The organism is Pseudomonas sp. A1230 (assembly GCF_044218825.1).
GTDB lineage: Bacteria > Pseudomonadota > Gammaproteobacteria > Pseudomonadales > Pseudomonadaceae > Aquipseudomonas > Aquipseudomonas iridis.
In genome coordinates this window covers 2,590,558-2,615,909 of sequence record NZ_CP162582.1, presented here as the reverse complement: position 1 = coordinate 2,615,909, position 25,352 = coordinate 2,590,558, and the positions used below count along the sequence as shown (strand labels likewise).

The window sequence follows — 25,352 nt, the reverse complement described above, 5'->3', positions numbered from 1 at the left end:
AAAGTTTTGCCGGGGTTGCGTCTTCACGCAGACAACTGCTGACACGTTCTGGCGTAGCAGAACGGCGCAAACAGGCTTAACTGAAGGGCTAACGGGCTTTTTCAGCGTACCCAGAGAGGATTTCACCGTGTCGATCAAACTGCGTTTAGTGTTGCTGATTGTTACCAGTCTACTGACGGCATTGATCGTCAGCCTGGTCAGCTACGTCGGCAACCTTCGGATGGCTACGGCCGTCAGCGACAACGCGGTCAGCATGAGCGCGCTGCGCAACCACATGGAAGCCGACATGATGCACGACGCCCTGCGTGCCGATGTCTACTCGGCGATGTTGGTGGGCCTGGGCAAAAGCACCAGCACGGCGGCCGAGGTACGCGCTTCGATCGATGAACACGCGGGGCATTTTCGCGAAGTGCTTGACGAGAACATCAAGCTGCCGATCAACCCGGCATTACGCACGGCGCTGGAGCAGATCAAGCCCAGCCTCGACACGTATATCGACGCCGGTGAGCGCATTGTCGGGCTGGCGCTGGACAATCCAGAGGCGGCGCAACAGCAACTCGGCAGTTTCAACAACGTGTTCGGTCAGCTCGAAGAGCAAATGGCTGCGCTGAGTGAATTGATTGAAACCAATACGGCGCAAACCAGCCAAGGCACTGAAGCGGCGATTCGCAATGCCAATATCGCACTCGGCGTTGTGTTGGTCGCCAGTTTGCTATTGCTGCTGGCGCAGGGCCGCTCGGTGATCCTGAGCATCATGGGGCCGTTGAAGGCCGCTAGCCGTATCGCCGAAAGCATTGCTCACGGCAACCTCAGCGAGCCGATCGTCGAGCCTTCAGGCAAGGACGAGGCCAGCGTCTTGATTCGCACGTTGGCAACCATGCAGCGGGATTTGCGGAACATGATCGATGTGGTGCGGCGCAATGCCCAAGGCGTCAGCGGCATGAGCCAACAACTGAGCCACGGCTGTCATCAGGTTGCCGACAGCAGCCAGCAGCAAAGCGCCGCTGCCGGGACCATGGCCGCGGCCGCCAGCCAGATGACCGCGAGTATCGAGGACATTACCCGCCACGCCGAACGCGCTTTGGGCATGGCCAATCAGGCGCAGTCCCTGGCGAAGAATGGTGGCCAGGTGATCCACCAGGTGGTGAGCGACATGGACGATATCGCTCGTTCGGCGCAACAGTCGGCGCAGGTGATTCGCACGCTGGATCAGGAGTCCGAAGGTATTTTCAACATCATCCAGGTGATCAAGGGCATTGCCGACCAGACCAACCTGCTGGCGCTCAATGCCGCCATCGAAGCGGCCCGGGCGGGCGAGCAGGGCAGGGGCTTTGCGGTGGTGGCTGATGAAGTGCGCAGTCTGGCCGCGCGAACCAGTGCATCGACCCAGGAAATCGCCGCCATGGTTGCACGCATCCAGCACAGCACGCGCGAGGCCGTCAGCAGCATGGAGGCGGGCGTGGCGCAGGTCGACAAGGGCATGGCGGTGACAGCTGACGTCGAGCGGGCGATTCGCGAAATCCTTGAGGCGACGTTGAGCACCACGCAACTGGTCAACGACATCACCCGCACGATCGGAGAGCAGAGCCTGGCCAGTAACGAAATCGCCCATCAGGTGGAAATGATTGCGGGGATGTCCGAGGGCAATAGCCGAGTGATTGGTCAAACGGCGAATACCACGGATGAGTTGTCGAGCCTCGCGGGGCAGTTGGCGCAGTCGGTGGATCGGTTTCGGTTGTGAGAGGGTTGACCGTGGATTTGTGGAGCCTGGTCGGCCGTCATCGCGGTCAGGCTCACTCCCACAGTTCTGATCCGCGCCAGACATCCTGTCCGCATCCAGCACCAATCCCTGTGGGAGCTGGCTTGCCAGCGATAGCGGTGGACCAGTCGACATCGATGCTGATTGTGCCGGCAGGGTCATGTTCGGCGCCCGGCTGCCGATAAGTCCCTGAGCGGAAAAAGACTCTCAGGTCGGGAACAGACGCGCGGGTTTGCCATGACGTGATATTCTGCGCGCCAACTTGGTTTGACCTCATTCAGTTTGCTTGCCTTACGGGCGGGCTGACGGAATCCCTGTCGCTCAAGTAGCTGAGCCAATAATGATAAGAAGTCAGTTCAGAAGGGACATTAACTGAGGTCGATGCGGCATGTCGGCCTTGTGTGCCCACCCGTCAAAATTGAAGTGTGCCGCAATCCCAGACGCCAGCCTGAGCGTCATCAAAGCGGATCGCATGCAGATAACAGAGGCGGGCGGAAGGCGTTTTATCATAGGTGCAACAGATGTTTAAGAAAGTGAACACGGCCTTGCTAGGGCTGGCTTTGTCGATGGGGCTGACTTCCGTTCATGCGGCAGAGGCCAAGAAAGTCGACGTACTGCTGATCGGCGGCGGCATCATGAGCACCACCCTGGGTGTGTGGATCAATGAGCTGGAACCGACCTGGTCGATGGAAATGGTCGAGCGCCTTGATGGCGTCGCCCTGGAAAGCTCCAACGGCTGGAACAACGCCGGTACCGGTCACTCGGCCCTGGCCGAGCTGAACTACACCCCGGAAGACGACAAAGGCAACGTCACGATCCCGAAAGCCGTCGAGATCAACGAAGCGTTCCAGGTTTCCCGTCAGTTCTGGGCCTGGCAGGTTCAGCAAGGCGTTCTGAAGAACCCTCGCTCATTCATCAACACCACTCCGCACATGAGCTTTGTGTGGGGCGATGACAACATCAAGTTCCTGAAAAAGCGTTACGAAGCCCTGCAAGCGAGCCCGCTGTTCGCCGGCATGCAGTACTCCGAAGACCCGGCTGTGATCAAGAAGTGGGTCCCGCTGATGATGGAAGGGCGTGACCCGAACCAGAAAATCGCGGCCACCTGGAGCCCGCTGGGTACCGACATGAACTTCGGCGAAATCACCCGCCAGTTCGCCGGTTACCTGCAGACCAAGCCTAATTTCGACTTGAAACTGTCCAGCGAAGTGCAGGACATCACCAAGAACGAAGACGGCACCTGGCGCGTCAGCTACAAAAACCTGAAAGACGGCACCAAAACCGAAACCGACGCCAAGTTCGTGTTCATCGGCGCGGGCGGCGGTGCACTGCACCTGCTGCAGAAGTCGGGCATTCCAGAAGCCAAGGAATATGCTGGCTTCCCGGTTGGCGGCTCGTTCCTGGTGACCGAAAACGCGACCATCGCCCAGCAGCACCTGGCCAAGGCCTACGGTAAAGCCTCGGTTGGCGCACCGCCGATGTCCGTTCCGCACCTGGACACCCGTGTCCTGGACGGCAAGCGCGTCATTCTGTTTGGCCCATTCGCGACCTTCAGCACCAAGTTCCTGAAGGAAGGCTCGTATCTGGACCTGCTGACCAGCACCACCACCCACAACATCTGGCCTATGACCAAGGTCGGCATCAAGGAATACCCGCTGGTCGAGTACCTTGCCGGTCAACTGATGCTGTCGGATGAAGACCGTCTGGACGCGCTGAAGGAATACTTCCCGAACGCCAAAGCCGAAGACTGGCGCCTGTGGCAGGCCGGCCAACGCGTGCAAATCATCAAACGTGATGAAGCGGCTGGCGGCGTGCTGAAACTGGGCACCGAAATCGTTGCTTCGCAAGACGGCTCCATCGCCGGCCTGCTGGGCGCATCGCCAGGCGCGTCGACCGCTGCACCGATCATGCTGAGCGTGCTGCAGAAAGTCTTCAAAGACAAAGTCGCGACCCCAGAGTGGCAATCCAAGCTGCACCAGATCGTTCCAAGCTACGGCACTCAGCTGAACAGCGATCCAGCCAAAGTGGCTGCAGAGTGGGCTTACACCGCTAAAATCCTCGAGCTGCCGACGCCTCCAGTGATCGGTCAGGTTGCTGCTCCCGCGGCGCCTGCAGCTGAAAAAGCTGAAGCACCAAAGGAAAACGCTGCACGTGACATGGCTCTGTAACTAGACCCCTGACACACAAAGCCCACTGAACCGGCGACGGTCAGTGGGCTTTTTTGTGCCTGCAGGCAATTGTGGTTGGTATCAGGCTTTGGCGGCAGCCAAGTAGGAACCGAGGCGTCGGCCCATTTCTTCGCCCAGCGCTTGCAGGCCGCTAAGTGGTCGCACCATCACCTCAAACTCGACAATCTTGCCGCGCTCATCGAAGCGAATCATGTCGATACCTTTGAGTTCCTTCGCGCCCACCTTGGCACTGAACTCCAGAATCACATTCAAACCGTCAGCCGTCGCCAGTTCGCGGTGATATTCAAAATCCTCGAATACCTCAAACACCGTGTTGAGAATCATCGCCACGACCTGCGCGCCAGGGTAAGGCGTGTGCGCCATCGGCGAGCGGAATACGGCGTTGGCATCAAGTAGCGCGGGCAGGGCGCTCAGGTCGCCGGTACGGATCATCTCGTGCCAGCGGTTCAGGGATTCGGCGGCACCGGGTTGCAGGTTCAGATCAGTCATTTGCACCTCTGGATTTTTGTTGTTCTTCGACTCTAGAACAAAGGGCCGGCAGGGCAAGTTTAATGTCGCTGCCTGATATCGCTCTATGACATTCCCTGTAGGAGCTCTCGAGCGAAGCGAGGCAGCGATCTTTTGACCCTGTTTTCAAGATCAAAAGATCGCAGCGTGCCGCAGCTCCTACAGATCAGATCTCATCTGATACGCTTTTTTCGTTTCAATCTGCCTCTGTATTCGGTTCAGATGCAGGATCAAACTGCCCCCGCAGTGCGGTCACTCGCGACAGTCCTTCATCCCGAAGCGTCCAGTGCACCGCAAGCTCAGCATTAAGGAGAGCAACATGAACAAGATGGCGTATTTTCTGGGTGGGTTTTTGATTCTTACCGTTCTGATTGGCATGCTTGCGACGATTTCTCCTGTCTGAAGTGATGTGCTTCATATGACGGCCACAGGTGTGCCGCGCGAATCGTGTTTAAATGCCGCGCCTCACACCTGTAAATGGATTTACCCCCCATGGCCGAACCGCGTATCCGCGCCCTCGCACTCTGCGTTTTTCAGCACAACGGCAGAATTCTGGTTAACGAGTTTCGTGACCCAGTCAGTCAGCAAACCTGCTTTCGGCCCATCGGCGGCGGGATCGATTTCGGCGAGACCAGCGCCGAAGCGATCGTGCGCGAAGTGCAGGAAGAGTTGGGCCAGTCGATAACGGACCTGCGCCTGCTCGGCACGCTTGAAAGCCTGTTCATCTATAACGGCAAACCGGGACACGAGATCGTTCAGGTCTACGACGCGTCGTTTACCGACCCAAGCGTGTACACGCATGCGCAGATCAAAGGTCACGAAAGTGACGGCGCGCCCTTTACCGTGCGCTGGCATGACAGCTCAAGCTTCAGCGAGCAGGCGCCATTGGTGCCGAAGGGGTTGGGCGATTTGCTGAAAAACGCCGGTTTGCTGGATTGACCTAAGCCCTCAGCGCTGGCGACGTTCGGTGCCTTCAGGGTTGCCAGTGTCGAGCAATCTTCTTTCCACCAATACGTTCTCCAGCGCCTGACGCTCGACGGGCTTCATTTGGTGTTCGCGCTTTTTCAGCTCCAGCAGGATGGGACTGGACCAGGTGCGATAGGTCTGTTCGATGTTGCGGCGGGACATCATCAGTCTCTCCTTGATTAAGAGCCCGGTATTACTGGCAGGGGCTCTGTCCGATGAGGTAACAACCCTAGACGACAAACCCGTATCGTGCGAATGCGTACACCGTGCAGGAGCTGCCGGAGGCTGCGATCTTTTGATCTTGATGTTGAAAAACAAGATCAAAAGATCGCAGCCTCCGGCAGCTCATACAGGGTATTTCGATCAGTCGTCAACCATCATCATCGCCTGCACCCCCTCCCATGCCTCGGCGCGCATGCGTTCAATATCCAGCCCCGGAATCACGCCGTTATCGACGACGATCCGCCCTCCCACCAGGCTGTATTTCACCGTAATCGGTTCACCCGCCACCACCGGTGCGACGGCGCTGTCGTGGAAGCCGTAGAAGCGTGGGTGGTCGAGGCCGTAGACCACCAGATCCGCCGCTTGGCCGACTTCCAGCGTACCGACGGCGCCAAGGCCCAGCACCTGCGCGCCACCCGCCGTACCCCAGTGGATGACATCTTCTACAGTCGTCGCCGAGGCGCCTTGTTCGGCGCGGTGGATCAGCCATGCGGTGTTGGCTTCGCCGACCATGCTCCCGGATTCGTTCGAGGCGACGCCGTCGACGCCAAGGGAGACCGGCACGCCCGCCTCGTACATCTGCGGCACCGGGGCGACGCCACTGCCCAGTCGTGCATTGCTCACCGGGCAGTGGGAAATGCCGGTGCCGGTTTGCGCGAGCATGCGGATTTCGCCGGGTTGCAGGTGCACGGCGTGGGCGAACCAGACGTCAGGGCCGAGCCATTCGTGTTCGGCGACGAACTCCACGGGCAGGCAGTTGTATTTTTCCCGGCAGAAGTTCACGTAATTCTGCGTCTCCGACAGGTGCGTGTGCAGGCGCAGACCGAGACCGCGCGCGGTGTGGGCCAGTTCGCGCAGCAGGGTGGGCGGCAGCGAGAAGGTCGGCGTGGTGAGCGCAACTACGACGCGGCGCAATGCGTCTGGCGTGTCCTGGTGATACAGCGACTTCAACCGCTCGATGTCGCCGACCATCTGGTCGAGGCTTTCCGGTTGCAACGCGGTTTTCGAGAAACCCGGATGGGCGCTGGCCGACTTCAGCGCTCGACACCGCTGAGTGTGGGGTAAACGGCCATGGATCTGCGTCTGCTGCGGTATTTCATGGCCCTGGCCGATGAACTGCATTTCGGCCGTGCCGCCGAGCGGCTGCACATCTGTCAGCCGCCGTTGAGCCAACAGATTCGTCTGCTGGAAGAGGAACTCGGCACGCCGCTGTTCGAGCGCAGTCATCATCGCGTCGAGCTGACCGCAGCGGGGCAGATGCTCAAGGAGCAGGCGCCGCTGGTATTCGAACAGCTTGAGCGCGCCCTGGACCTGACCCAGCAAACCGGTCGCGGGCAGCTCGGTGAGCTGGAAATCGGCATGATCAGTTCGGTGATGGTCGGCGTGCTGCCCAAAGCGCTGCATCTGTTTCGCGAGCGCTATCCGCAGGTCACCTGGCGTTTGCATGAAATGACCCCGGCGGCGCAGGTCAAGGCATTGAAGGAGAAACGCATCGACGCCTGCGTGTTCCGCGTGGGCTATGACGACCCGCAATTGCGCAATGAATTGCTGATTTACGAGCCGATCCATGTGGTGATGCCAGCGGATCATCCGTTGGCGGGTCGCGACGTGTTGGCCCCGGCGGATCTGGCGCTGGAGCCGTTTGTGGCGCTGGAGTTGAAGCAGTCACGGTTTGCCAATTTCCTCTATCAGTGCTGCATTCAGGCCGGCTTCACGCCGCAGATCCGCCAGCAGGTGATCGAGGTGCAGACCCTGCTCAGCCTGGTACGTGCGGGTTTTGGCGTGGCGCTGTTGCCAGCGTCCATCGAACAGCTGGCGCCGGCGGGCCTGGTGTTCCGCAACCTGACCCCGGCGTTGCCGGAGGTGCCGCTGTACGTCACGTATCGCGCGGACGATGCTTCGCCGGTGCTCAAGCTGTTTCTCGATACCCTGCGTGAATTGCGCGAAAACCCCTAAACTCCTACAGGGGTGTCTGTCGTGCGAATACGGAGGATGTGCGTAGCGCAACGTCGCGGCGCACGATCTCGGTGCCGCGCGGTCGTAACCTTCACATGGGCGTATCACTTGTGGAGATCCAATGAGCCAGGAAGTCCTGACCCGCGAAACCAATCGTCGTCAGTTGCAGCAGATCATCGCCGGGCTGTCCGACGGTGTGATTTTGCTTGAGCTCGATCAGAGCATCCTCTGGGCCAACGAAGCGGCGCTGGCCATGCACGGCGTCAGCCGGATCGGCGAGTTGGGCGCGAATGCCGACGAGTACGCCAAGCGCTTCAGCCTGCGCTATCGCAACAATCATATGGTGCCGCCCGAAAACTATCCGATCAGCCGCGTTGCGCGTTGCGAAGTCTTCAGTGACGTATTGATCGAGGTGTTCACGGTAGATGATCCGGAGCGCGTCTGGGTTCATAGCGTGCGCAGCATGGTGCTGACCGACCGCGAAGGGCAGCCAGAGTCGCTGGTGCTGATCATGAGCGACGTCACCGATTGGGCCAACGCAGAGCTGCGTTTCGAAAAAACCTTCAACGCCAACCCGGCGCCGGCGGTGATCTGCCGTCTCAGCGACTTGCGTTACATCAAGGTCAATCCGGGGTTTCTGGAGATGACTGGCTATACCCGCGACCAAGTGATCGGCACTTCGGCCTATGAAATAGACATTTTCGAGCAGGCCGAGAAAAGAGATCTGGCCATCCAGCGCCTGCGCGACGTGGCGACCATTCCGCAGATGCAGGCCGAGTTGCGCCTGCCCGATGGCAGCAGCAAGCAAGTGATTGTCGCCGGGCAACCCCTGTTGCTCAACGATGAGCAATGCATGCTGTTTTCCTTCGTTGACGTGGAACTGCGCCGCCGGGCTGAGGTGGCGCTGCGCCAGAGCGAGGAACGCTTCGCCACGGCTTTTCGACTGACCCCGGTGCCGATTCTGATTTGCACGGCCGACGATCAGCAGATCATGGACGTCAATCAGGCTTTCCTCGATTCCCTGGCCTATACCAGCGATGACGTGTTGGGCAAAACCGTGACGCAACTGGACTTCATCGACGACGATGGCGCCCGGAACCGCCTGCTGACGGCGTTGGCAAAAAGCGGTCGGGTTGACCGGGTGGATTTGCGCGTGCGCAAAAGGGATGCCGATCTGCTGGAATGCGCGGTGTCTGCCGATACCGTCAACATTCACGACGTGCCTTGCTACTTGCTGGTGCTGATGGACATCACCGAGCGCAAACGTACCGAGCTTGAACTGGTGTCTGCGATTGAGGAGGTGATGAAAGACGCCTCCTGGTTCAGTCGTACGCTGATCGAAAAACTGGCGAATGTGAAGAAGATCAATTCACCGCAACTGCCGAGCGTGTCGTTCACCGATCTGACGGCACGGGAACGTGATGTGCTTGGCCTGATCTGCGAAGGCCTGGCGGACAAGGAGATTGCGGCGCGCTTGAAACTGGCGCCGAACACTGTGCGCAATCATGTGGCGACGGTGTATTCCAAGCTCGATGTGCATAGCCGCAGCGAGGCGATTGTGTGGGCGCGGGAGCGCGGGCTGTTTTCCGGTGAGTGGCGCACCAAGGGGCAACGTTAGGTGCAAATGCACTAGTGGGCAGGGTGCAAATTGATGTGTTGGGGCGAGGACTCTTTTTTTAGTCTGTTGGAGTGCGGTACAAGCCTTTTCGGCTTGGGATCGCGTCCCTTCGATACAGATTAAGGAACGGCCTCAATGATCAATCTTGCGCAGTTGCGCGCCCAGCTTGAGCACAGTTTTGCGCCGCTGGCGTGTGAGTGTTCGGTGGATGGCGATCATTCGCTGACGGTAAAGCTTTATCACCCGGTGTCGGGGCAGGTCGATCTGGTGATCAGTGGCTTGAAGCTCAATGCCTTGCGTACGCCTGAGTCGGTGGCGGCTTTGATCGATGAATTGCGGTATGAGTTGGAGAGTAATTCTTTGCGCTCTTCTCGGGATACTGATTTGGCCTAGGCATTTGCTTGGGTGTGGAGCTGGCTTGCCAGCGATGGCGGCCTGACGGCCGGCCTGTGTCTGGCTGGGCGCATGCAATTCAAAACTGTGGCAGTCAGCTTGCCAACCGAGCCATTTCTTTCAGGTGTATGCCGACCGTGTGGGAGCTGGCTTGCCAGCGATGGCGGCCTGACTGGCGACCGGAGATTTAAGTCTTGCGCTCTCGAATCCCAACGCAAAATCGACAGCCAATGGCCCCGCACACCTGCGGTTTACTGGCGCTCGCTAAGGTCTCGTCTATAAAGAATGAGTGGTCAGGTTTTCCGTGGGCGTTTTGCTCGCGGAAGTTTGTCTCCCCTTTATCGCGGGTCGTCCTATGAACAGTCTTGGGAAACGCGTGTGTTTGCCGTCGTCACTGGCTTTTTGCGTGGCGTTGTTGGCCGGTTGTGCCAGTCCGCCGCCGCCTCCACCTGTAGCGCCACCTCCACCGCCGGAACGTACTTGTCAGGTCATCGAGACCACTGAGGTGGCGGGGGATGCTTATGTCGACGAGCAGGTGACTCGACATATCACTACTACCCGTTGCGTCACTCAATAACACCGGCGGGGCGCAAGTCTCGGGTTGTGCCGGCAATTGCCCAAAGTGCTTGATGAATGAAATACATACCTTGTGGGAGTGAGCCTGCTCGCGAAAGCGGTATCTCAGTTAACCAATAGGTTGACTGACACGGCCTCTTCGCGAGCAGGCTCGCTCCCACAGGGTCAGCTGTTTGCCTCGAGTATCAGGATAGGAAACCACCATCGACGTTCAGCGAAACCCCTGTGGTGTAGCTCGACGCATCGCTCGCCAGATACAACACCGCCCCCGCCATTTCACTCGGATCCGCCACGCGCTTGAGCGGGATCTGCGTCAATGCTTGCTTGAGAATCGCATCGTTTTTCACCAGTGCCGAGGCGAATTTGGTGTCGGTCAGACCCGGCAGCAGGGCGTTGCAGCGGATGCCGAATTGCGCGCATTCCTTGGCGAAGACCTTGGTCATGTTGATCACCGCCGCTTTGGTCACCGAATAGATGCCCTGGAACACGCCCGGCGAAATACCGTTGATCGACGCGACGTTGATGATGCTGCCACCGCCGTTTTCGCGCATCAGCTTGCCCGCTTCCACAGACATGAAGAAGTAGCCGCGAATGTTCACATCGACGGTCTTCTGGAAAGCGCCGAGGTCAGTGTCCAATACGTTGCAGAACTGCGGGTTGGTCGCGGCGTTGTTGACCAGAATATCCAGGCGGCCGAACTGTTCCTTGATCCCGGCGAACACCTGGCTGATCTGCTCCATTTCCCCGATGTGGCAGGCAACCGCAGTGGCTTTGCCGCCAGCGGCGATGATCGCGTCGGCGACATGTTGGCAGCCGTCGAGTTTGCGGCTCGAGACAATTACGTGGGCGCCTTGCTGGGCCAGCAGTTTGGCGATGGCTTCACCAATGCCACGGCTGGCGCCGGAGACGAAAGCGATCTTGCCGTCGAGGTCGAACAACTGAGTCTTGGACATGGGATTCCCTTGTGAAAATTCTTGTTGGAGGGCCTGGATCAGAGGCTTGATTTCTGGATGACCTGCAAGCTCATCTGCTCCAGCAGTTTGTTCATGTGAATGAACTGCGCGAAGCGTTTGTCCTGGGTCTGGCCATGGTAGAAGCGGTAGTAAATCTGCTGCACGATGCCGGCCAGGCGGAACAGGCCGTAGGTGTAGTAGAAGTCGAAGTTGTCGATCTGAATGCCCGAACGCTCGGCGTAGTAGTCGACGAATTCGCGGCGGGTCAGCATGCCCGGTGCGTGGCTCGGCTGGCGGCGCATCAGTTGCACTGGCGCCGGGTCGCCGGCTTCGATCCAGTAGGCGAGGGTGTTGCCCAGATCCATCAGCGGATCGCCCAGGGTGGTCAGTTCCCAGTCGAGTACACCGATGATCTGCATCGGGTTATGCGGGTCGAGGATGACGTTGTCGAAGCGATAGTCGTTATGGACGATGCTTGAGGTCGGGTGATCGGCTGGCATCTTCTCGTTGAGCCAGGCTTTGACCGCTTCCCAGTGAGGCGCGTCCGGGGTCAGGGCTTTTTCGTAGCGTTCGCTCCAGCCTTTGATCTGGCGGGCCACGTAGCCTTCGGGTTTGCCCAGATCGCCCAGGCCGCAAGCGTTGTAGTCGACCTGGTGCAGTTCGACGAAGCGGTCGATAAAGCCCTTGCACAGCGCTTCGGTTTTCGCCGAATCGAGGCCCAGCTCCGGCGGCAGTTCCGAGCGCAGGATAATTCCGTTGACCCGCTCCATCACGTAGAACTCTGCGCCGATCACCGATTCATCGGTGCAGTGCACATAGGCTTTGGGGCAATACGGGAAGCCGTCGCGCAACTGATTGAGAATGCGGAATTCGCGGCCCATGTCGTGGGCGGATTTGGCCTTGTGGCCGAACGGCGGCCGGCGCAGGACGAACTCCTGCTGCGGGTATTCCAGGAGATAAGTCAGGTTCGACGCACCACCGGGAAACTGGCTGATCGCCGGGGAGCCGCTCAGGCCCGGAATGTGTGCCTTGAGGTACGGATCAATCAGGCTGGCATCGAGTTCTTCGCCAGAGCGGATACGGGTGGACTGGTCAGTAAGCGCCATGCTTATCCCTTCTGCTTATTTTGGAGGCCAGACATCATTGGCTAATCTAATGGCGCGCCGGGACGGCCACAAGCGCGCTGCGGTCTTATAGGTTAGCGTGTTGCCCGATAATCACCTGTGGGAATGTGCAGGGCGGGGTGGGTAAATGGCGGCGCGTGATCCTCTAGTGCACGCGTTGATTGCTGATTTTCGGCGGCAACTGAATCGGCGTCAGCACCGGTTGCCCGGAGAAGAATGCCACAAGGTTTTTCCCCACCAGCTCCACGGTGCCTTGGGTGGCTTCCGGTGACAGACCGGCGACGTGCGGGGTTAGTAGCACGTTGCTCAGGGCTTTCAACGCATCCGGTACTTGCGGTTCATGGTCGAACACATCCAGCGCGGCGCCGGCAATGCGCCGTTGTTCAAGGGCGGTGATCAGATCCGCCGTGGCGATCACACTGGCCCGGGCGATATTGACGATAAAACCTTTAGGGCCCAGCGCGTCGAGCACGGGACGGGTTACCAGATGCTGCGTGCCGATACCGCCCGGCGTGGCGACGATGAGGAAATCGGACGCCCGCGCCAGTTCGTTCGGGGTTGAGCAAAACGCATAAGGCACCTCGCTGCGCACCTGACGGCTGTGATAGCTGATCTGCATGTCGAACCCAAGGCTGGCACGTTTGGCAATCGCCAGCCCCACCGCACCGAGGCCAAGAATGCCCAGCCGTTTGCCAGACAGGGATGGACGCATGATCTTCGGCCATTCACCCCGACGCAGAGCGGCATCGCAGCGCGGAATATCGCGCACCAACGCCAGCAGCATCGCCATCGCATGATCAGCCACCGACGACGCGTTGACCCCGGCGCCGTTGGTCACGGTAATCCCGCGATCACTGGCGGCTTGCAGGTCGACCTGTTCGTAACCGGCACCGATCACCGTGATGATTTTCAACGCCGGCAGCGCGGCAATTTCATCGGCTGTCAGACCTAACGGACCACGGGTCAGCACTGCATCGATCCGCGTGCCGTGGGTGGCAATGGCTTGCGCACGTTCGGCCGGCGTGGGAGCGAGGATCAGGTGAAAGCCCTGGTGCTCGAGAATCGGCAGGTAGTCATTGATGGTTTCAACCAGTACCAGAACGGTGGCGGGCATTGCGCGGCTCCTTTGAACAATGGCGGTTCAGTCGCGAAGTCGTAGCAGAGTGCTGATTCCTGAGCGGATTGGCAATGACTGAGCGCTGCCCTGTTTCAGCCAGTGTAGGAGCTGAAACGGGGAGCGCGCGGGCACTTCGTCAGAAGGCCGGTGCGGGGCAATAACTCAGCGAAAAGCGGGATCGGGGTTTTGTCTGATGTCGAGGCGAACGAGGGGCGTGGGCAGGCCCATGGGGCAGGGGACTCATTCACGCTAGACCCTGTGGGCTGGATTGAAAGGATCCGGTGTTTGGAGCGACGCGTTCGCGACCAGGCTTTGGCTGAGCCGGCGGCCAATCAATTGCTCGATAACTGGGTGCCGCCGCGGTTTCCACTGCGACTCTGTATGAGCCAGCCTACCCAACTCGCGGATTTTGCCTACGAAATCGCCGGATTCATCTGCTATCTGGGAAGGGATAAACAGGAAATCATAGGGCACAAAGTAGCTCGGGCAGTCAGTGCCAATAGCCAAGGACGGCGCATGCTTCAGGACGATCGCGAAAATCTGGAACTTGAAAAGCTTCAAAATGAAACGCGGAAACTGGTTGTTGAGAGGCTCAAAATCATGGCGGAGGAAGGCAAGTTAAAGCGAGAAAAATTCTGGTACCCAGTCGCGGTAGGAACCGGGGTTTTAACCGCTTTTGCTGCTGTATTAAGTCTTTTGGTGAAGTTTTAAGTTAACCCGCAAAGGAGAATAATCATGACCCTGGAAGAACGCGTTGCCAGAATTGAACGTCTGTATCGAGAGGACGCCGAGCTTGCCGAAAAGGTGCCAGACCTGTCCCCGGCGGAAATTCGCTCAGAGTTGTTCAGGTTCAGCATGGGGGCACTATTTGCATTGGTGATGCTGACCCTCGGCACGATAGTTCTCCGTTGGCTCTGAAGCGACTCGGTGAACGACTTCGGCGCGAAAGTATATTCAAAAACGACACTGCACATACCCAGCGCCGACAGCTAATTTCCCAAAAACGACACCCCTCTCATCTGCTCCGCACAACCATTCCTCAGCTAAGTCTTTGCTTCTGCTCATTTATCACGGAGAATCGCGCCCCTGTTTCGGCCGGAGCATGTCTGTCGGTTTTTTCCGACGCGTCCTGACCGAGTGGCAAGTGACCGGAATGCGGAGATCCGACCGGATGAATGATCAGGCCAAAAGCGTTGATCAACGCTTTGATGCAGCAGCACCCGCTGAACTTTCGAGCTGGAATCGCCAGGACACCACCTGGATGTTGGGACTGTTCGGGACGGCCATCGGCGCCGGCACCCTGTACTTGCCGATCAACGCAGGGATCGGTGGCTTCTGGCCGCTGGTGATCCTCTCGCTGTTGGCCTTCCCCATGACGTTCTACGCACACCGCGGTCTGACCCGGTTTGTGCTGTCCGGTCGCGAAGGCGCCGACATCACTGACGTGGTCGAAGAGCATTTCGGCATCAAGGCCGGCGCGCTGATCACACTGCTGTATTTCCTTGCCATCTTCCCGATCCTGCTGATCTACAGCGTCGGCCTGACCAACACGGTCGCCAGTTTCCTCGAACATCAACTGCACATCACGCCGCCGCCGCGCGCGCTGCTGTCGTTCGTGCTGATCCTTGGTTTGCTGGCTGTGGTGCGTTGTGGCGAACAGGCGATCGTCAAGGCAATGAGCTTGCTGGTCTATCCGTTCATCGTGGCGCTGCTGTTCCTCGCGGTGTACCTGATTCCGCACTGGAACGGCGGCATCCTCACCACCGTGTCGCAAGTCCCCGCGCCGTCGGAGCTGCTGCACACGCTGTGGCTGGCGATTCCGGTGATCGTGTTTTCGTTCAACCACTCGCCGATCATCTCGGCGTTCGCGGTCGATCAAAAGCGCCGTTACGGCACCCACGCCGATGAGCGCAGCTCGCAAATTCTCTGCCGTGCGCACCTGCTGATGGTGGTGATGGTGCTGTTCTTCGTGTTCAGCTGCGTGCTGACACTGTCGCCAGCTCAACTGGCTGAAGCGAAGGACCAGAACCTGTCGATCCTGTCGTACCTGGCCAACCACTTCAGCAACCCGACCATTGAGTTCGTGGCACCGCTGATTGCGTTCGTGGCGATTTCCAAGTCGTTCCTCGGTCACTACATCGGTGCCAGTGAAGGCCTGAAAGGTCTGATCATCAAGAGCGGCAAGCGTCCCGGCGCCAAGGCGCTGGATCGCATCGTGGCGGCTTTCATGCTGGTGGTGTGCTGGATCGTGGCGACGTTGAATCCGAGCATCCTCGGCATGATCGAGACCATCGGTGGCCCGGTCATCGCGGCGATCCTGTTCCTGATGCCGATGTATGCAATCCGCAAAGTGCCGGCGATGGCACGCTTTCGTGGTCAAGCGTCCAACGTGTTTGTCACCGTGGTAGGTCTTGTGGCAATTTCGGCGGTGGTTTACAAACTGACGATGTAAAGCAAGATCAACAGAAAAGCCGCTGCACACGATGTGTGTAGCGGCTTTTTTTCGTCTGGAAAGACGATGGTACCTGACACACCGCTATCGCTGGCAAGCCAGCTCCCACAGGGATTTCAGTGTTTGCACGATGGTGGGTGTCACGCAAAACATTGTAGGAGTGAGCCTGCTCGCGATAGCGGTGGCTCATTCAAAAATGATGGTGGCTGACACGCCGTCATCGCTGGCAAGCCAGCTCCCACAGGGATTGCGGGTGTTTGCGCATGGGTGGGCATCACACAGAACACTGTGGGAGCTGGCTTGCCAGCGATGAGGCCGGAGCATGCGGCAACTCTTCTGCAGGCATAAAAAAACGCCGCTCATCTCGCGATGGGCGGCGTTTTTTCATGGCGTTGTAACGTTAGGCTTGAACGACCGGGATGTTGGCGTTCGCAGCAGCTTCACGGAACTCGGCGATCTGGTCGAAGGACAGGTAACGGTAGATATCGGCCGCCATGCTGTCGATCTTGCCAGCGTATTCCATGTACTCCTCGACGGTCGGCAGGCGACCCAGGATCGAAGCAACCGACGCCAGCTCGGCCGAGGCCAGGTAGACGTTAGCGCCGTCGCCCAGACGGTTCGGGAAGTTACGGGTCGACGTGGAGACCACGGTGCTGTTCGGCTCAACGCGTGCCTGGTTACCCATGCACAGCGAGCAGCCTGGCATTTCCATGCGCGCGCCAGCCTTGCCGTAGATGCCGTAGTAGCCTTCCTCGGTCAGTTGGTGAGCGTCCATCTTGGTCGGCGGCGACAGCCACAGACGGGTTGGCAGCTGACCCTTGACCTGATCCAGCAGTTTACCGGCAGCGCGGAAGTGACCAATGTTGGTCATGCACGAACCGATGAACACTTCGTCGATCTTCTCGCCAGCAACGCTGGACAGCAGACGGGCGTCGTCCGGATCGTTTGGTGCGCAGAGCACAGGCTCGCTGATGTCGGCCAGGTCGATTTCGATGATTTCGGCGTATTCGGCGTCAGCATCGGCTTCCATCAGCTCAGGGTTGGCAACCCAGGCTTCCATCGCTTGTGCGCGACGTTCCAGAGTACGTGCATCGCCGTAGCCTTCGCCGATCATCCAGCGCAGCAGGGTGATGTTGGAGTTCAGGTACTCGGTGATCGACTCTTTCGACAGCTTGATGGTGCAACCGGCAGCCGAACGTTCGGCCGAGGCGTCGGACAGCTCGAAAGCCTGTTCCAGCGTCAGACCTTCCAGGCCTTCGATTTCCAGGATGCGGCCGGAGAAGGCGTTTTTCTTGCCTTTCTTCTCGACAGTCAGCAGACCGTTCTGGATAGCGAAGTAAGGAATGGCATGAACCAGGTCACGCAGGGTGATGCCAGGTTTCATTTTGCCTTTGAAGCGCACCAGGATCGATTCAGGCATGTCCAGCGGCATGACGCCGGTGGCAGCGGCGAACGCGACCAGACCGGAACCGGCCGGGAACGAGATGCCCATCGGGAAACGGGTGTGCGAGTCACCACCGGTACCCACGGTGTCCGGCAGCAGCATGCGGTTCAGCCACGAGTGGATGATGCCGTCGCCCGGACGCAGGGAAACGCCGCCGCGGGTCATGATGAAGTCAGGCAGGGTGTGGTGGGTGGTTACGTCGATCGGCTTTGGATAAGCGGCGGTGTGGCAGAAAGACTGCATCACCAGATCAGCGGAGAAGCCCAGGCACGCCAGGTCTTTCAGTTCGTCACGGGTCATTGGACCGGTGGTGTCCTGAGAACCTACGGTGGTCATCTTCGGTTCGCAGTAGGTGCCAGGACGAACGCCTTTGCCTTCTGCCAGACCGCAAGCCTTGCCGACCATTTTCTGCGCCAGGGTGAAACCCTTGGTGCTTTCAATTGGAGCATCCGGCTTCTTGAACAGATCGAACGGTGGCAGACCCAGTTCGGCGCGAGCCTTCTCGGTCAGGCCGCGGCCGATGATCAGCGGGATACGGCCGCCAGCGCGAACTTCGTCCAACAGCACCGGAGTCTTCATTTCGAAGGTGGTCAGGACTTCGTCGGTACCGTGTTTGCAGACTTTGCCAGCATGCGGGTACAGGTCGATCACGTCGCCCATGTGCATGTTGGAAACGTCGAATTCGATTGGCAGTGCGCCGGCATCTTCCATGGTGTTGTAGAAGATCGGAGCGATTTTGCTGCCGAAGCAGAAACCGCCAGCGCGCTTGTTCGGCACGTAAGGAACGTCGTCGCCGAAGAACCACAGTACCGAGTTGGTTGCCGATTTACGCGACGAACCGGTACCGACCACGTCACCGACGTAGGCGATCGGGAAGCCTTGACCGCGCATTTCTTCGATCTGCTTCATCGGGCCGATGGCGCCCTGCTGATCAGGAACGATGCCGTCGCGAGCCATTTTCAGCATGGCCAGGGCGTGCAGCGGGATGTCTGGACGCGACCAGGCATCTGGAGCCGGGGACAGGTCGTCGGTGTTGGTTTCGCCGGTTACCTTGAACACGCGCAGGCTGATCTTGTCGGCCAGGGTCGGGCGGTTCTTGAACCACTCGCCGTCAGCCCAGGATTGCAGCACGGCTTTGGCGTGAACGTTGCCGTTCTTGGCTTTTTCGGCCACGTCGTGGAACGCGTCGAACATCAGCAGGGTGTGCTTGAGTTGTGCGGCAGCGACTGGCGCCAGCTCGGCGTCGTCCAGCAGGTCAACCAGGGTCACGATGTTGTAGCCGCCCTGCATGGTGCCGAGCAGTTCTACAGCGCGCTTCTTGTCCAGCAGAGGGGAGGAGACTTCGCCCTTGGCCAGAGCAGACAGGAAGCCGGCCTTTACATAGGCAGCTTCGTCCACACCTGGTGGAATGCGATTGGTGATCAGGTCAACGAGAAAAGCTTCTTCGCCAGCCGGAGGATTCTTCAACAGCTCGACCAGGCCGGCTGTTTGTTCGGCGTTAAGCGGCTGGGGAACGATACCCAGTGCTGCGCGCTCTTCGATATGTTTGCGGTAGGCTTCAAGCACAGTTATTACCCTCATCAGTGGTCCCAAATGGGTGTCCGGGACGCTCGTCGCGAAATGCTCGTACTCATGCGCTGCGTGGCGTTGTGGGCCACTTAGCCAGAATTACCGACCATTCCTTACAGAAGCTGCTTTCAAAGTTTTACGCCTGCAGAGGGGGAGCTGATGAGGGTTGGCGTTGGGCTTTTCCCCGCTGGAAAAACCCGTCGCCAACACCGCTCTGAAGGAACGACTGTGCTCGTGACGCTTTGAAAACAGCTTCTAACGGACATTTGCGCCTTAAAAGGCTGGCTGATTCTACGGCAAAAAAAATTTAAAGGTAAGTCGGGCTCTATTGGACTTTGGTGGCGTTGTGCGCGGCCGGGCCAAATACCGGGCCGGTGCTTGCCCCTGACGTTTGAGGGGTGATCAATGCCTGACAAAGGGCTAACATGCCGACCTGTTCCGCGTTTCAGTGCCTTTGCCTACCTTATATGCCCAATCAGACCATCAAGACCCCCTGCGTCGGCCTCTGCTCCACTGTTTACGGTGATCTGGTGTGCCGTGGCTGCAAGCGTTTCCATCACGAAGTGATCAATTGGAATGGTTACGGCGAGGAGGAAAAGCGTGCGGTGTGGCTGCGTCTGGAGCAGTTGCTGTCACAAGTGATGGCGAGCAAGGTCGAGATTTTCGACCCGGCGCGGCTGCGTCAGCAGCTCGAGCAGCGCAAGATCCGCTTCGTGCCGCATCAGTCGGAATATTGCTGGGCGTATCAACTGATTGCTCGTGGCGCGCGGGTGATCATTAATCTGGAAGCCTACGGCATGGTGTTGCTTCCGGAGTTTCGCGACTGGGGGCTGCCGGAGTTGCGCGATGCCATTGATCGGGAATTCTTCCTGCTTTCGGAAGCGCACTATGAGCGCTACATCGCCCCGGGATTTCTCAAAGACGCCTTTGGCGCCTGAAAGTCAAAAGATCGCAGCCTTCGGCCGCTCCTACAGGTAGAACGCATTCCCTTGTAGGAGCTGCCGAAGGCTGCGATCTTTTGATCTTTATTGTTTTACCGCCAACTCCACCAGATGATCCTCAACCTCTTGCGGCTTGAGCACCAGCACATCACTCTCCAGCGTATCCAGCACCACCTCGGCCGTATTACCGATCAATGCCCCTGATAGCCCGGTCCGTGCCACGGTGCCAATCACCGTGACCGCCGCTTGCAGCTTGTGGGCCATAAACGGAATCAACACATCCGCCGGACCTTCCTCGATATGCAAGTGCGCGTCATCAATGTCGAACTCGGCTTGAAATGCCCGGCATTGCTCGCGATATCGCGCTGCGATGGTTTCGCTGAGCTGCAACGTCGGGTCGGCCGCCGACAGCATCGGTGACGGGTGGGCGCTGATCACGTGCAGATGCGCCTTGGCCAGGCTGGCAATGTCATAGCCGTGATCGATGATCGTCGTGTGCAGATGCCGATGCTCCCCATCGGTATTTCCTACATCGATCGCTGCCAGAATCACCTTGTCCTTCCATGAAGTTGAGGTTTTCACCAGCAGCACCGGTGTAGGGCAGTGACGCAGCAGTTTCCAGTCGGCGGGTGTCAGCAGCGCTTTTTTCAACGAGCTGTCGGGGAAATGCTGTTTGATCACCAGCCCGCAACCTTCGGCTTGCTGCACATCGATGATGGTTTCGTGCAGGCTCTCGTTCCATGCCTGTTCGGTGGTCACGCTGTAACCGTCCGCCAGCAGCGCGGTTTTGAGCACGCTGAGCATGCCGGCGTGATCATGCTTCCTGTCGCACACCAGCAGGTGCAAATGGGCCTGGGTCACGCCAGCGATCAGTTTGGCGCGCTTGAGCGCCAGGCTTTCCGAATGTTCGGGTTCGATGACCACCAGAATGCTGCGAATGGCTTGCATGAGCGGAGTCTCCAACAAAGAAAAGGCACGGCGTTGCACAACTATAGTTGCTGCTTGAACACCTGCGACTTGATGCATATCAACGCCAGCCGCTGGTGGTCTGTCCGCAGGCCGGTATAATCGGCGCCCTTCGCTCGAACACCTTTTGCCGTGAGCCCCATGATCCTTCCCGAAATCCACGAATTCCTTGGCTGCCGCACCCCTGACGCCTGGGTCCAGGCCGCACTGGCCGATCAGGAAACCCTGCTGATTGACCACAAGAACTGCGAGTTCAAGGCTGCCAGCACCGCGCTTAGCCTGATAGCCAAGTACCATTCCCACGTCGACCTCATCAACATGATGTCGCGTCTGGCCCGGGAAGAACTGGTGCACCACGAACAAGTCATGCGCCTGATGAAACGCCGCAAGATCGAACTGCGCCAGCTCCACGCCGGCCGCTACGCTTCGAGCCTGCGCAAAGTGGTGCGCAGCCACGAGCCGGTGAAGCTGGTGGATACCCTGGTGGTCGGCGCGTTTATCGAAGCGCGCAGTTGCGAGCGTTTCGAAGCACTGGTGCCGCATTTGGACGAAGAACTCGGCAAGTTCTACTTTGGTCTGTTGAAAAGCGAGGCACGGCATTTTCAGGGTTATCTGAAACTGGCTTATCAATATGGTGAGGCGAAGGATGTTGCGCAGGTGGTCGAAAGAGTTCGCGCCGCCGAGCAGGAGTTGATCGAATCGCCGGATACGGAATTCCGCTTCCACAGCGGCGTGCCTGCCGCTGTGTGAACCCGTCTATGTAGGAGCTGCCGAAGGCTGCGATCTTTTGATCTTGCTTCCAAAATCAAAATCAAAAGATCGCAGCCTGCGGCAGCTCTTACAGGGAAACTGTTAAAAACTCTTAAGAGTATGAAACATCACCGAAAACCGGCCCCCGCGGCCGGTTTTTGCTGCCCGCGATAAACGTCTTGCCCCTGAATGCCGCCATAATGCCGCCCACTTCACAGACGGTTGGCAGATGGTCGTTATGGATAACCTGGGTTTTGGCAAAGTCCTGCTGGTGGAAGACGATGAGCGCCTCGCCACGCTGATCGCCCACTTCCTCGAACAACATGGCTACGAGGTGCGCACGGTGCATCGCGGTGATCTGGCCGTGGCGGCTTTTCTGGAGTTCAGACCCAAAGTCGTGGTGCTCGACCTGATGCTGCCGGGGCAGAGCGGCCTGCATGTGTGCCGGGAAATACGCAGTGTGTCGGACACGCCGATTGTCATCCTGACGGCCAAGGAAGACGACCTCGATCATATTCTCGGCCTGGAGTCCGGTGCTGATGACTACGTGATCAAACCGATCAAGCCGCCGGTGCTGCTGGCCCGATTGCGCGCCTTGCAGCGCCGGCAGGTACCGGACAGCAGTGTGGTGCATTTCCTCGAATTCGGTCAGTTGAGCATCGATCGCAGTTGCCGCGAAGTGCGATTGGCAGGCGAGATCATCGAACTGACCACCATGGAGTTCGAGCTGCTGTGGCTGCTGGCCAGTGCCGCCGGCAATACGCTGTCACGCGATGACATCCTCAATCGCATGCGCGGTATTGCCTTTGATGGGCTTAACCGCAGCGTCGACGTGTACATCAGCAAGCTGCGCAACAAGCTCAAGGACAACCCCCGCGAACCGGTGTGCATCAAGACCGTGTGGGGCAAAGGTTATCTGTTCAATCCGTTTGCGTGGGAGTTGTAGATGCTGCGGTTATTCCTCGGGCTGTTTCTGGTGATGACGGTCGGTCTGGTGCTGGCGTTGCAGACTGTCGAACACACTTTCAACGCGTTGCTCGACAACCAGATGCAGGCCTACAACCGCGAGGCGGTGCGCGGTCAGGCGTGGTCATTGGTGGACCATTTGCGCGGACGCCAGGGCGCCGATCGTGAGCAGCAACTGGAGAGCTTGCGGCCACATTACGGCCTGTCACTGAAACTGGTCGAGGCCGATCAACTGGCCCTGACGCCAGAGGAAAAAGCCCAGTTGGCGCAGAATGTGTTGGTGATCCGCGACAACTACACCCAGTTCATCAGCAACATTGACGGCGGTTCGCAGGTGCTCAGCATCAAACTCCCGCCAGAACCGAGCCTGATGCCGTTCTACATCGCCGCGGCTTACGGGATGCTGGCGGTGTTGATCGGCATCGTCCTGTTTTTCTGGGTGCGCCCGCACTGGCGTGACCTGGAGAAACTGCGTCTGGCGGCAGAGCGTTTTGGCGACAACGATCTGTCGGCACGCATTCAGTTGTCCAAACGCTCGAACATCCGCGATCTGGCCGAGCACTTCAACTTGATGGCGGCGCGCATCGAAGGCCTGATCGCCAATCAGCGTGAACTGACCAACGCCGTCTCCCACGAGCTGCGCACGCCGATTGCACGGCTGTCGTTCGAACTCGACCAGCTCAAGCAGTTGCCGGACGCCAGTCAGAACCGCGAACTGATTGCCGACATGTACGCCGACCTTGGCGAGTTGGAGGAAATGGTTTCGGAACTGCTCACCTACGCCAGCCTTGAGCGGGGTGCGACGGTGATCAAGCGCGAGAACATCCAGGCGGCCAATTGGCTCGATAGTGTCGTCGGCAGCGTGGCGCTGGAGGCGGAAGCAGCGGGGGTGCAGTTGTTGATCGGTGAGTGCCGGCTCGACACGGTGCGCATCGAACCGCGCTTCATGGCGCGGGCAGTGATCAACCTGCTGCGCAATGCCATTCGCTATGCCGAGCAGCGCGTCGAAGTGACGCTGGTGCGCACCGGGGACTGTTACGAAGTGCGGGTCAACGACGACGGGCCCGGCGTGCCGGTGCATGGCCGGGAGAAGATTTTCGAACCGTTCTCGCGGCTAGATGCCAGCCGCGATCGGCGTACCGGTGGTTTTGGATTGGGGCTGGCGCTGGTGCGGCGGGTGTCGCAGTCCCATGGCGGACAGGTTGAAGTCGGCGATTCGCCGTGGGGCGGAGCGTCGTTTCGGATGACGTGGGCGCATCTGGATTAATGCTGTTGGCTGTAACGGCCTTATCGCTGGCAAGCCAGCTCCCACAGGGTTTGTAGGTGTATCGGGATGGCTTGGGTGCCTGTGCTGACCCCGTCGCGAGCGGGCTCACTCCTACAGTTGAAACGCGGTCCCCTGTGGGAGCTGGCTTGCCAGCGATGAGGCCGGGATCTGCAACATTGATGTCGACTGGTTCACCGCTATTGCTGGCAAGCCAGCTCCAACAGGGGATAAAGGCGACTTCCGGAAATATTTATTGGGTCAGCCCGAGGCGTTCATGCCAGTGGGCGATGGACTCTTGAGGGTAACGCTCGAATTGAATCTTGCGGCAGATCGAGCAATAGCAGCGTTGATAAGGGTAGGGGAGGGCACTGGTGAGGCTGAATGAAACCTCGCCGCAATGGCAGGAGCCTTCGAGGTGCATGGGTGCTCTCCGATAGCAGGGTTGAGCGCTTGAGCCTGGATCATTCTGCCGGGGGCCTGCCGGTGTGATTCGACGCGTGCCCGCAGCGTCTAGCCCCTGTGTCCCCGCAATCCCATGGGGCGAGACTTCGGAACCCGGCATGCAAGCGCTGTTGAACGAGATCCTTGACGCTGTCCGGCCGCTGATCGGGCAGGGCAAGGTGGCTGACTATATTCCCGCCCTCGGCACCGTGCCTGCCGATCAATTGGGCATCGCCGTGTACGGCAATGATGGCGAGATGTATTGCGCTGGCGACGCCGAAACGCCGTTTTCGGTGCAGAGTATTTCCAAGGTGTTCAGCCTGGTGCAGGCCATCGATCATTCTGGCGAAGCGATCTGGGAACGCCTTGGCCATGAGCCGTCCGGTCAGCCGTTCAACTCGCTGGTGCAGCTGGAATTCGAGCGCGGGCGCCCACGCAACCCGTTCATCAACGCTGGAGCGCTGGTGATTTGCGATATCAACCAGTCGCGTTTCGCCGCACCGACCCTGTCGATGCGTGACTTCGTCCGGCGTCTGTCGGGCAACCCGCAGATCATGATCGACGGCAAAGTCGCCGACTCCGAATATCAGCATCGCGCGCGCAATGCGGCGATGGCTTACCTGATGCAGTCCTTCGGCAATTTCCACAACGACGTCGAAGCGGTGCTGCGCAGTTACTTCAGCCACTGCGCGCTGCGTATGAACTGCATCGATCTGGCCCGGGCGTTCTGCTTTCTGGCCAATGACGGTTATTGCAAACACAGCGGTGAACAGATTCTGACTCGGCGTCAGACTCAGCAGGTCAACTCGATCATGGCCACCAGTGGTCTGTACGACGAGGCGGGCAACTTCGCCTATCGCGTCGGTCTGCCGGGGAAAAGCGGCGTCGGCGGCGGGATCGTCGCGGTAGTGCCGGGGCAATTCACGGTGTGCGTGTGGTCGCCTGAGCTGAATGCCGCGGGCAATTCGCTGGCGGGGATGGCGGCGCTGGAGATGCTCAGTTCGCGGATTGGCTGGTCGGTGTTTTAACCCTATGGCACGAACGCTGAAAAACCTGTGGGAGCTGGCTTGCCAGCGATGGCGGCGGATCAGGCAACATCAATTTTGAATGTGCCGGCCTCATTGCTCGCAAGCCAACTCCCACAGGGTTAGTCATGTTTGCAGAAGGTGTATTTCA

22 protein-coding genes and 3 pseudogenes are annotated in these 25,352 nt (G+C 59.0%); 15 read left to right on the top strand and 10 right to left on the bottom strand.

The genetic code is table 11. From position 1 onward, the window contains the following. Positions 1–127: 127 nt before the first annotated feature. The 3 genes and pseudogenes from AB4P97_RS12325 to mqo form a co-directional block, all read left to right on the top strand. Positions 128–835 (top strand): annotated as a pseudogene (locus AB4P97_RS12325) (MCP four helix bundle domain-containing protein); the annotation flags it as partial. A 42-nt stretch (positions 836–877) separates the two neighbouring features. Next, positions 878–1,741: a methyl-accepting chemotaxis protein gene (locus AB4P97_RS12320; RefSeq protein WP_395602939.1), complete on the top strand. Its 864-nt coding sequence runs from the start codon at positions 878–880 to the stop codon at positions 1,739–1,741. A gap of 539 nt (positions 1,742–2,280) precedes the next feature. Next, the gene (gene mqo, locus AB4P97_RS12315) at positions 2,281–3,927 is read left to right on the top strand and encodes a malate dehydrogenase (quinone) (RefSeq protein ID WP_395602746.1); all 1,647 of its coding nucleotides are present in this window, start codon (positions 2,281–2,283) and stop codon (positions 3,925–3,927) included. 81 nt (positions 3,928–4,008) lie between these two features. On the opposite strand, the gene AB4P97_RS12310 is transcribed toward mqo, so the two are convergent. After that, positions 4,009–4,437, bottom strand: coding sequence for a nuclear transport factor 2 family protein (locus AB4P97_RS12310; protein WP_042559652.1), 429 nt, complete (start codon positions 4,435–4,437; stop codon positions 4,009–4,011). 214 nt (positions 4,438–4,651) lie between these two features. Further along, positions 4,652–4,873 carry a hypothetical protein gene (locus AB4P97_RS12305; RefSeq protein ID WP_395602745.1) on the bottom strand — a complete coding sequence of 74 codons (222 nt, stop codon included), beginning with the start codon at positions 4,871–4,873 and terminating at the stop codon, positions 4,652–4,654. Between the two features lie 74 nt (positions 4,874–4,947). On the opposite strand from AB4P97_RS12305, the gene AB4P97_RS12300 reads away from it, so the two are divergent. Beyond that, the gene (locus AB4P97_RS12300; RefSeq protein WP_080963932.1) at positions 4,948–5,394 is read left to right on the top strand and encodes an NUDIX hydrolase; all 447 of its coding nucleotides are present in this window, start codon (positions 4,948–4,950) and stop codon (positions 5,392–5,394) included. Positions 5,395–5,403: 9 nt separating this feature from the next. Here the strand turns inward: AB4P97_RS12300 and AB4P97_RS12295 are convergent, their stop codons facing one another. Both AB4P97_RS12295 and AB4P97_RS12290 read right to left on the bottom strand, forming a co-directional pair. Continuing rightward, positions 5,404–5,586 carry a hypothetical protein gene (locus AB4P97_RS12295; protein ID WP_042559650.1) on the bottom strand — a complete coding sequence of 61 codons (183 nt, stop codon included), beginning with the start codon at positions 5,584–5,586 and terminating at the stop codon, positions 5,404–5,406. 198 nt (positions 5,587–5,784) lie between these two features. Then, positions 5,785–6,690, bottom strand: a pseudogene (locus AB4P97_RS12290) (amidohydrolase family protein); the annotation flags it as partial. A gap of 24 nt (positions 6,691–6,714) precedes the next feature. On the opposite strand from AB4P97_RS12290, the gene AB4P97_RS12285 reads away from it, so the two are divergent. The 3 genes from AB4P97_RS12285 to AB4P97_RS12275 all read left to right on the top strand — a co-directional run bounded on the left by AB4P97_RS12285 (position 6,715) and on the right by AB4P97_RS12275 (position 9,610). Beyond that, positions 6,715–7,599 (top strand): LysR substrate-binding domain-containing protein, encoded by an 885-nt coding sequence (locus AB4P97_RS12285; RefSeq protein WP_395602744.1) that lies wholly within the window; start codon positions 6,715–6,717, stop codon positions 7,597–7,599. Between the two features lie 121 nt (positions 7,600–7,720). After that, entirely contained in the window at positions 7,721–9,217 is a 1,497-nt protein-coding gene (locus AB4P97_RS12280; RefSeq protein ID WP_047301841.1) for a helix-turn-helix transcriptional regulator, read from the top strand. 135 nt (positions 9,218–9,352) lie between these two features. Further along, a complete protein-coding gene (locus AB4P97_RS12275; RefSeq protein WP_047301839.1) occupies positions 9,353–9,610 on the top strand; it encodes a DUF1652 domain-containing protein in 258 nt (85 codons plus the stop codon). 761 nt (positions 9,611–10,371) lie between these two features. Here AB4P97_RS12275 and AB4P97_RS12270 read toward each other — a convergent pair. The 3 genes from AB4P97_RS12270 to AB4P97_RS12260 all read right to left on the bottom strand — a co-directional run bounded on the left by AB4P97_RS12270 (position 10,372) and on the right by AB4P97_RS12260 (position 13,377). Further along, positions 10,372–11,139: an SDR family oxidoreductase gene (locus AB4P97_RS12270; protein ID WP_042559635.1), complete on the bottom strand. Its 768-nt coding sequence runs from the start codon at positions 11,137–11,139 to the stop codon at positions 10,372–10,374. A 38-nt stretch (positions 11,140–11,177) separates the two neighbouring features. Continuing rightward, positions 11,178–12,245, bottom strand: a complete 1,068-nt coding sequence (locus AB4P97_RS12265) for a phosphotransferase family protein (protein ID WP_042559634.1) — start codon at positions 12,243–12,245, stop codon at positions 11,178–11,180. Between the two features lie 163 nt (positions 12,246–12,408). Next, positions 12,409–13,377, bottom strand: a complete 969-nt coding sequence (locus AB4P97_RS12260) for a 2-hydroxyacid dehydrogenase (protein WP_395602743.1) — start codon at positions 13,375–13,377, stop codon at positions 12,409–12,411. Positions 13,378–13,665: 288 nt separating this feature from the next. Between AB4P97_RS12260 and AB4P97_RS12255 the strand changes: the two genes are divergently transcribed. From AB4P97_RS12255 to AB4P97_RS12245, 3 genes are all read left to right on the top strand, one after another. Next, on the top strand, positions 13,666–14,091 hold the full coding sequence (locus AB4P97_RS12255; RefSeq protein ID WP_395602742.1) for a hypothetical protein: 426 nt from the start codon (positions 13,666–13,668) through the stop codon (positions 14,089–14,091). 24 nt (positions 14,092–14,115) lie between these two features. Further along, entirely contained in the window at positions 14,116–14,298 is a 183-nt protein-coding gene (locus tag AB4P97_RS12250; RefSeq protein ID WP_042559631.1) for a hypothetical protein, read from the top strand. Positions 14,299–14,551: 253 nt separating this feature from the next. Beyond that, positions 14,552–15,832: an HAAAP family serine/threonine permease gene (locus AB4P97_RS12245; RefSeq protein ID WP_047301827.1), complete on the top strand. Its 1,281-nt coding sequence runs from the start codon at positions 14,552–14,554 to the stop codon at positions 15,830–15,832. A gap of 400 nt (positions 15,833–16,232) precedes the next feature. Here the strand turns inward: AB4P97_RS12245 and acnB are convergent, their stop codons facing one another. Then, positions 16,233–18,842 carry a bifunctional aconitate hydratase 2/2-methylisocitrate dehydratase gene (gene acnB / locus AB4P97_RS12240; RefSeq protein WP_042559629.1) on the bottom strand — a complete coding sequence of 870 codons (2,610 nt, stop codon included), beginning with the start codon at positions 18,840–18,842 and terminating at the stop codon, positions 16,233–16,235. Between the two features lie 470 nt (positions 18,843–19,312). Between acnB and AB4P97_RS12235 the strand changes: the two genes are divergently transcribed. Further along, positions 19,313–19,783: a DUF1289 domain-containing protein gene (locus AB4P97_RS12235; RefSeq protein WP_042559628.1), complete on the top strand. Its 471-nt coding sequence runs from the start codon at positions 19,313–19,315 to the stop codon at positions 19,781–19,783. Between the two features lie 87 nt (positions 19,784–19,870). Here AB4P97_RS12235 and AB4P97_RS12230 read toward each other — a convergent pair whose 3' ends face one another. Next, positions 19,871–20,734, bottom strand: coding sequence for a universal stress protein (locus tag AB4P97_RS12230; RefSeq protein ID WP_261737028.1), 864 nt, complete (start codon positions 20,732–20,734; stop codon positions 19,871–19,873). 159 nt (positions 20,735–20,893) lie between these two features. Between AB4P97_RS12230 and AB4P97_RS12225 the strand changes: the two genes are divergently transcribed. The 3 genes from AB4P97_RS12225 (at position 20,894) to AB4P97_RS12215 (ending at position 23,735) form a co-directional block, all read left to right on the top strand. After that, on the top strand, positions 20,894–21,502 hold the full coding sequence (locus tag AB4P97_RS12225) for a tRNA-(ms[2]io[6]A)-hydroxylase (protein WP_042559626.1): 609 nt from the start codon (positions 20,894–20,896) through the stop codon (positions 21,500–21,502). A gap of 238 nt (positions 21,503–21,740) precedes the next feature. Next, positions 21,741–22,448 carry a response regulator gene (locus AB4P97_RS12220; protein WP_042559625.1) on the top strand — a complete coding sequence of 236 codons (708 nt, stop codon included), beginning with the start codon at positions 21,741–21,743 and terminating at the stop codon, positions 22,446–22,448. Further along, on the top strand, positions 22,449–23,735 hold the full coding sequence (locus AB4P97_RS12215; protein ID WP_395602741.1) for an ATP-binding protein: 1,287 nt from the start codon (positions 22,449–22,451) through the stop codon (positions 23,733–23,735). 313 nt (positions 23,736–24,048) lie between these two features. Here AB4P97_RS12215 and AB4P97_RS12210 read toward each other — a convergent pair. After that, positions 24,049–24,156 (bottom strand): annotated as a pseudogene (locus AB4P97_RS12210) (GFA family protein); the annotation flags it as partial. Between the two features lie 139 nt (positions 24,157–24,295). Between AB4P97_RS12210 and glsB the strand changes: the two are divergent. Then, positions 24,296–25,204: a glutaminase B gene (gene glsB, locus AB4P97_RS12205; RefSeq protein WP_395602740.1), complete on the top strand. Its 909-nt coding sequence runs from the start codon at positions 24,296–24,298 to the stop codon at positions 25,202–25,204. Positions 25,205–25,352: the final 148 nt, after the last annotated feature.

Coding starts and splice junctions, on each gene's coding strand:
- AB4P97_RS12230 (WP_261737028.1), bottom strand. CDS start 20,734: ATGCAAGCCATTCGCAGCATTCTGGTGGTCATCGAACCCGAACATTCG.
- AB4P97_RS12295 (WP_042559650.1), bottom strand. CDS start 5,586: ATGATGTCCCGCCGCAACATCGAACAGACCTATCGCACCTGGTCCAGT.
- mqo (WP_395602746.1), top strand. CDS start 2,281: ATGTTTAAGAAAGTGAACACGGCCTTGCTAGGGCTGGCTTTGTCGATG.
- AB4P97_RS12305 (WP_395602745.1), bottom strand. CDS start 4,873: ATGAAGCACATCACTTCAGACAGGAGAAATCGTCGCAAGCATGCCAAT.
- AB4P97_RS12310 (WP_042559652.1), bottom strand. CDS start 4,437: ATGACTGATCTGAACCTGCAACCCGGTGCCGCCGAATCCCTGAACCGC.
- AB4P97_RS12265 (WP_042559634.1), bottom strand. CDS start 12,245: ATGGCGCTTACTGACCAGTCCACCCGTATCCGCTCTGGCGAAGAACTC.
- AB4P97_RS12215 (WP_395602741.1), top strand. CDS start 22,449: ATGCTGCGGTTATTCCTCGGGCTGTTTCTGGTGATGACGGTCGGTCTG.
- AB4P97_RS12220 (WP_042559625.1), top strand. CDS start 21,741: ATGGATAACCTGGGTTTTGGCAAAGTCCTGCTGGTGGAAGACGATGAG.
- AB4P97_RS12280 (WP_047301841.1), top strand. CDS start 7,721: ATGAGCCAGGAAGTCCTGACCCGCGAAACCAATCGTCGTCAGTTGCAG.
- AB4P97_RS12285 (WP_395602744.1), top strand. CDS start 6,715: ATGGATCTGCGTCTGCTGCGGTATTTCATGGCCCTGGCCGATGAACTG.
- AB4P97_RS12245 (WP_047301827.1), top strand. CDS start 14,552: ATGAATGATCAGGCCAAAAGCGTTGATCAACGCTTTGATGCAGCAGCA.
- glsB (WP_395602740.1), top strand. CDS start 24,296: ATGCAAGCGCTGTTGAACGAGATCCTTGACGCTGTCCGGCCGCTGATC.
- AB4P97_RS12275 (WP_047301839.1), top strand. CDS start 9,353: ATGATCAATCTTGCGCAGTTGCGCGCCCAGCTTGAGCACAGTTTTGCG.
- AB4P97_RS12260 (WP_395602743.1), bottom strand. CDS start 13,377: ATGCCCGCCACCGTTCTGGTACTGGTTGAAACCATCAATGACTACCTG.
- AB4P97_RS12235 (WP_042559628.1), top strand. CDS start 19,313: ATGCCCAATCAGACCATCAAGACCCCCTGCGTCGGCCTCTGCTCCACT.
- AB4P97_RS12225 (WP_042559626.1), top strand. CDS start 20,894: ATGATCCTTCCCGAAATCCACGAATTCCTTGGCTGCCGCACCCCTGAC.
- AB4P97_RS12320 (WP_395602939.1), top strand. CDS start 878: ATGCAGCGGGATTTGCGGAACATGATCGATGTGGTGCGGCGCAATGCC.
- AB4P97_RS12300 (WP_080963932.1), top strand. CDS start 4,948: ATGGCCGAACCGCGTATCCGCGCCCTCGCACTCTGCGTTTTTCAGCAC.
- AB4P97_RS12250 (WP_042559631.1), top strand. CDS start 14,116: ATGACCCTGGAAGAACGCGTTGCCAGAATTGAACGTCTGTATCGAGAG.
- AB4P97_RS12270 (WP_042559635.1), bottom strand. CDS start 11,139: ATGTCCAAGACTCAGTTGTTCGACCTCGACGGCAAGATCGCTTTCGTC.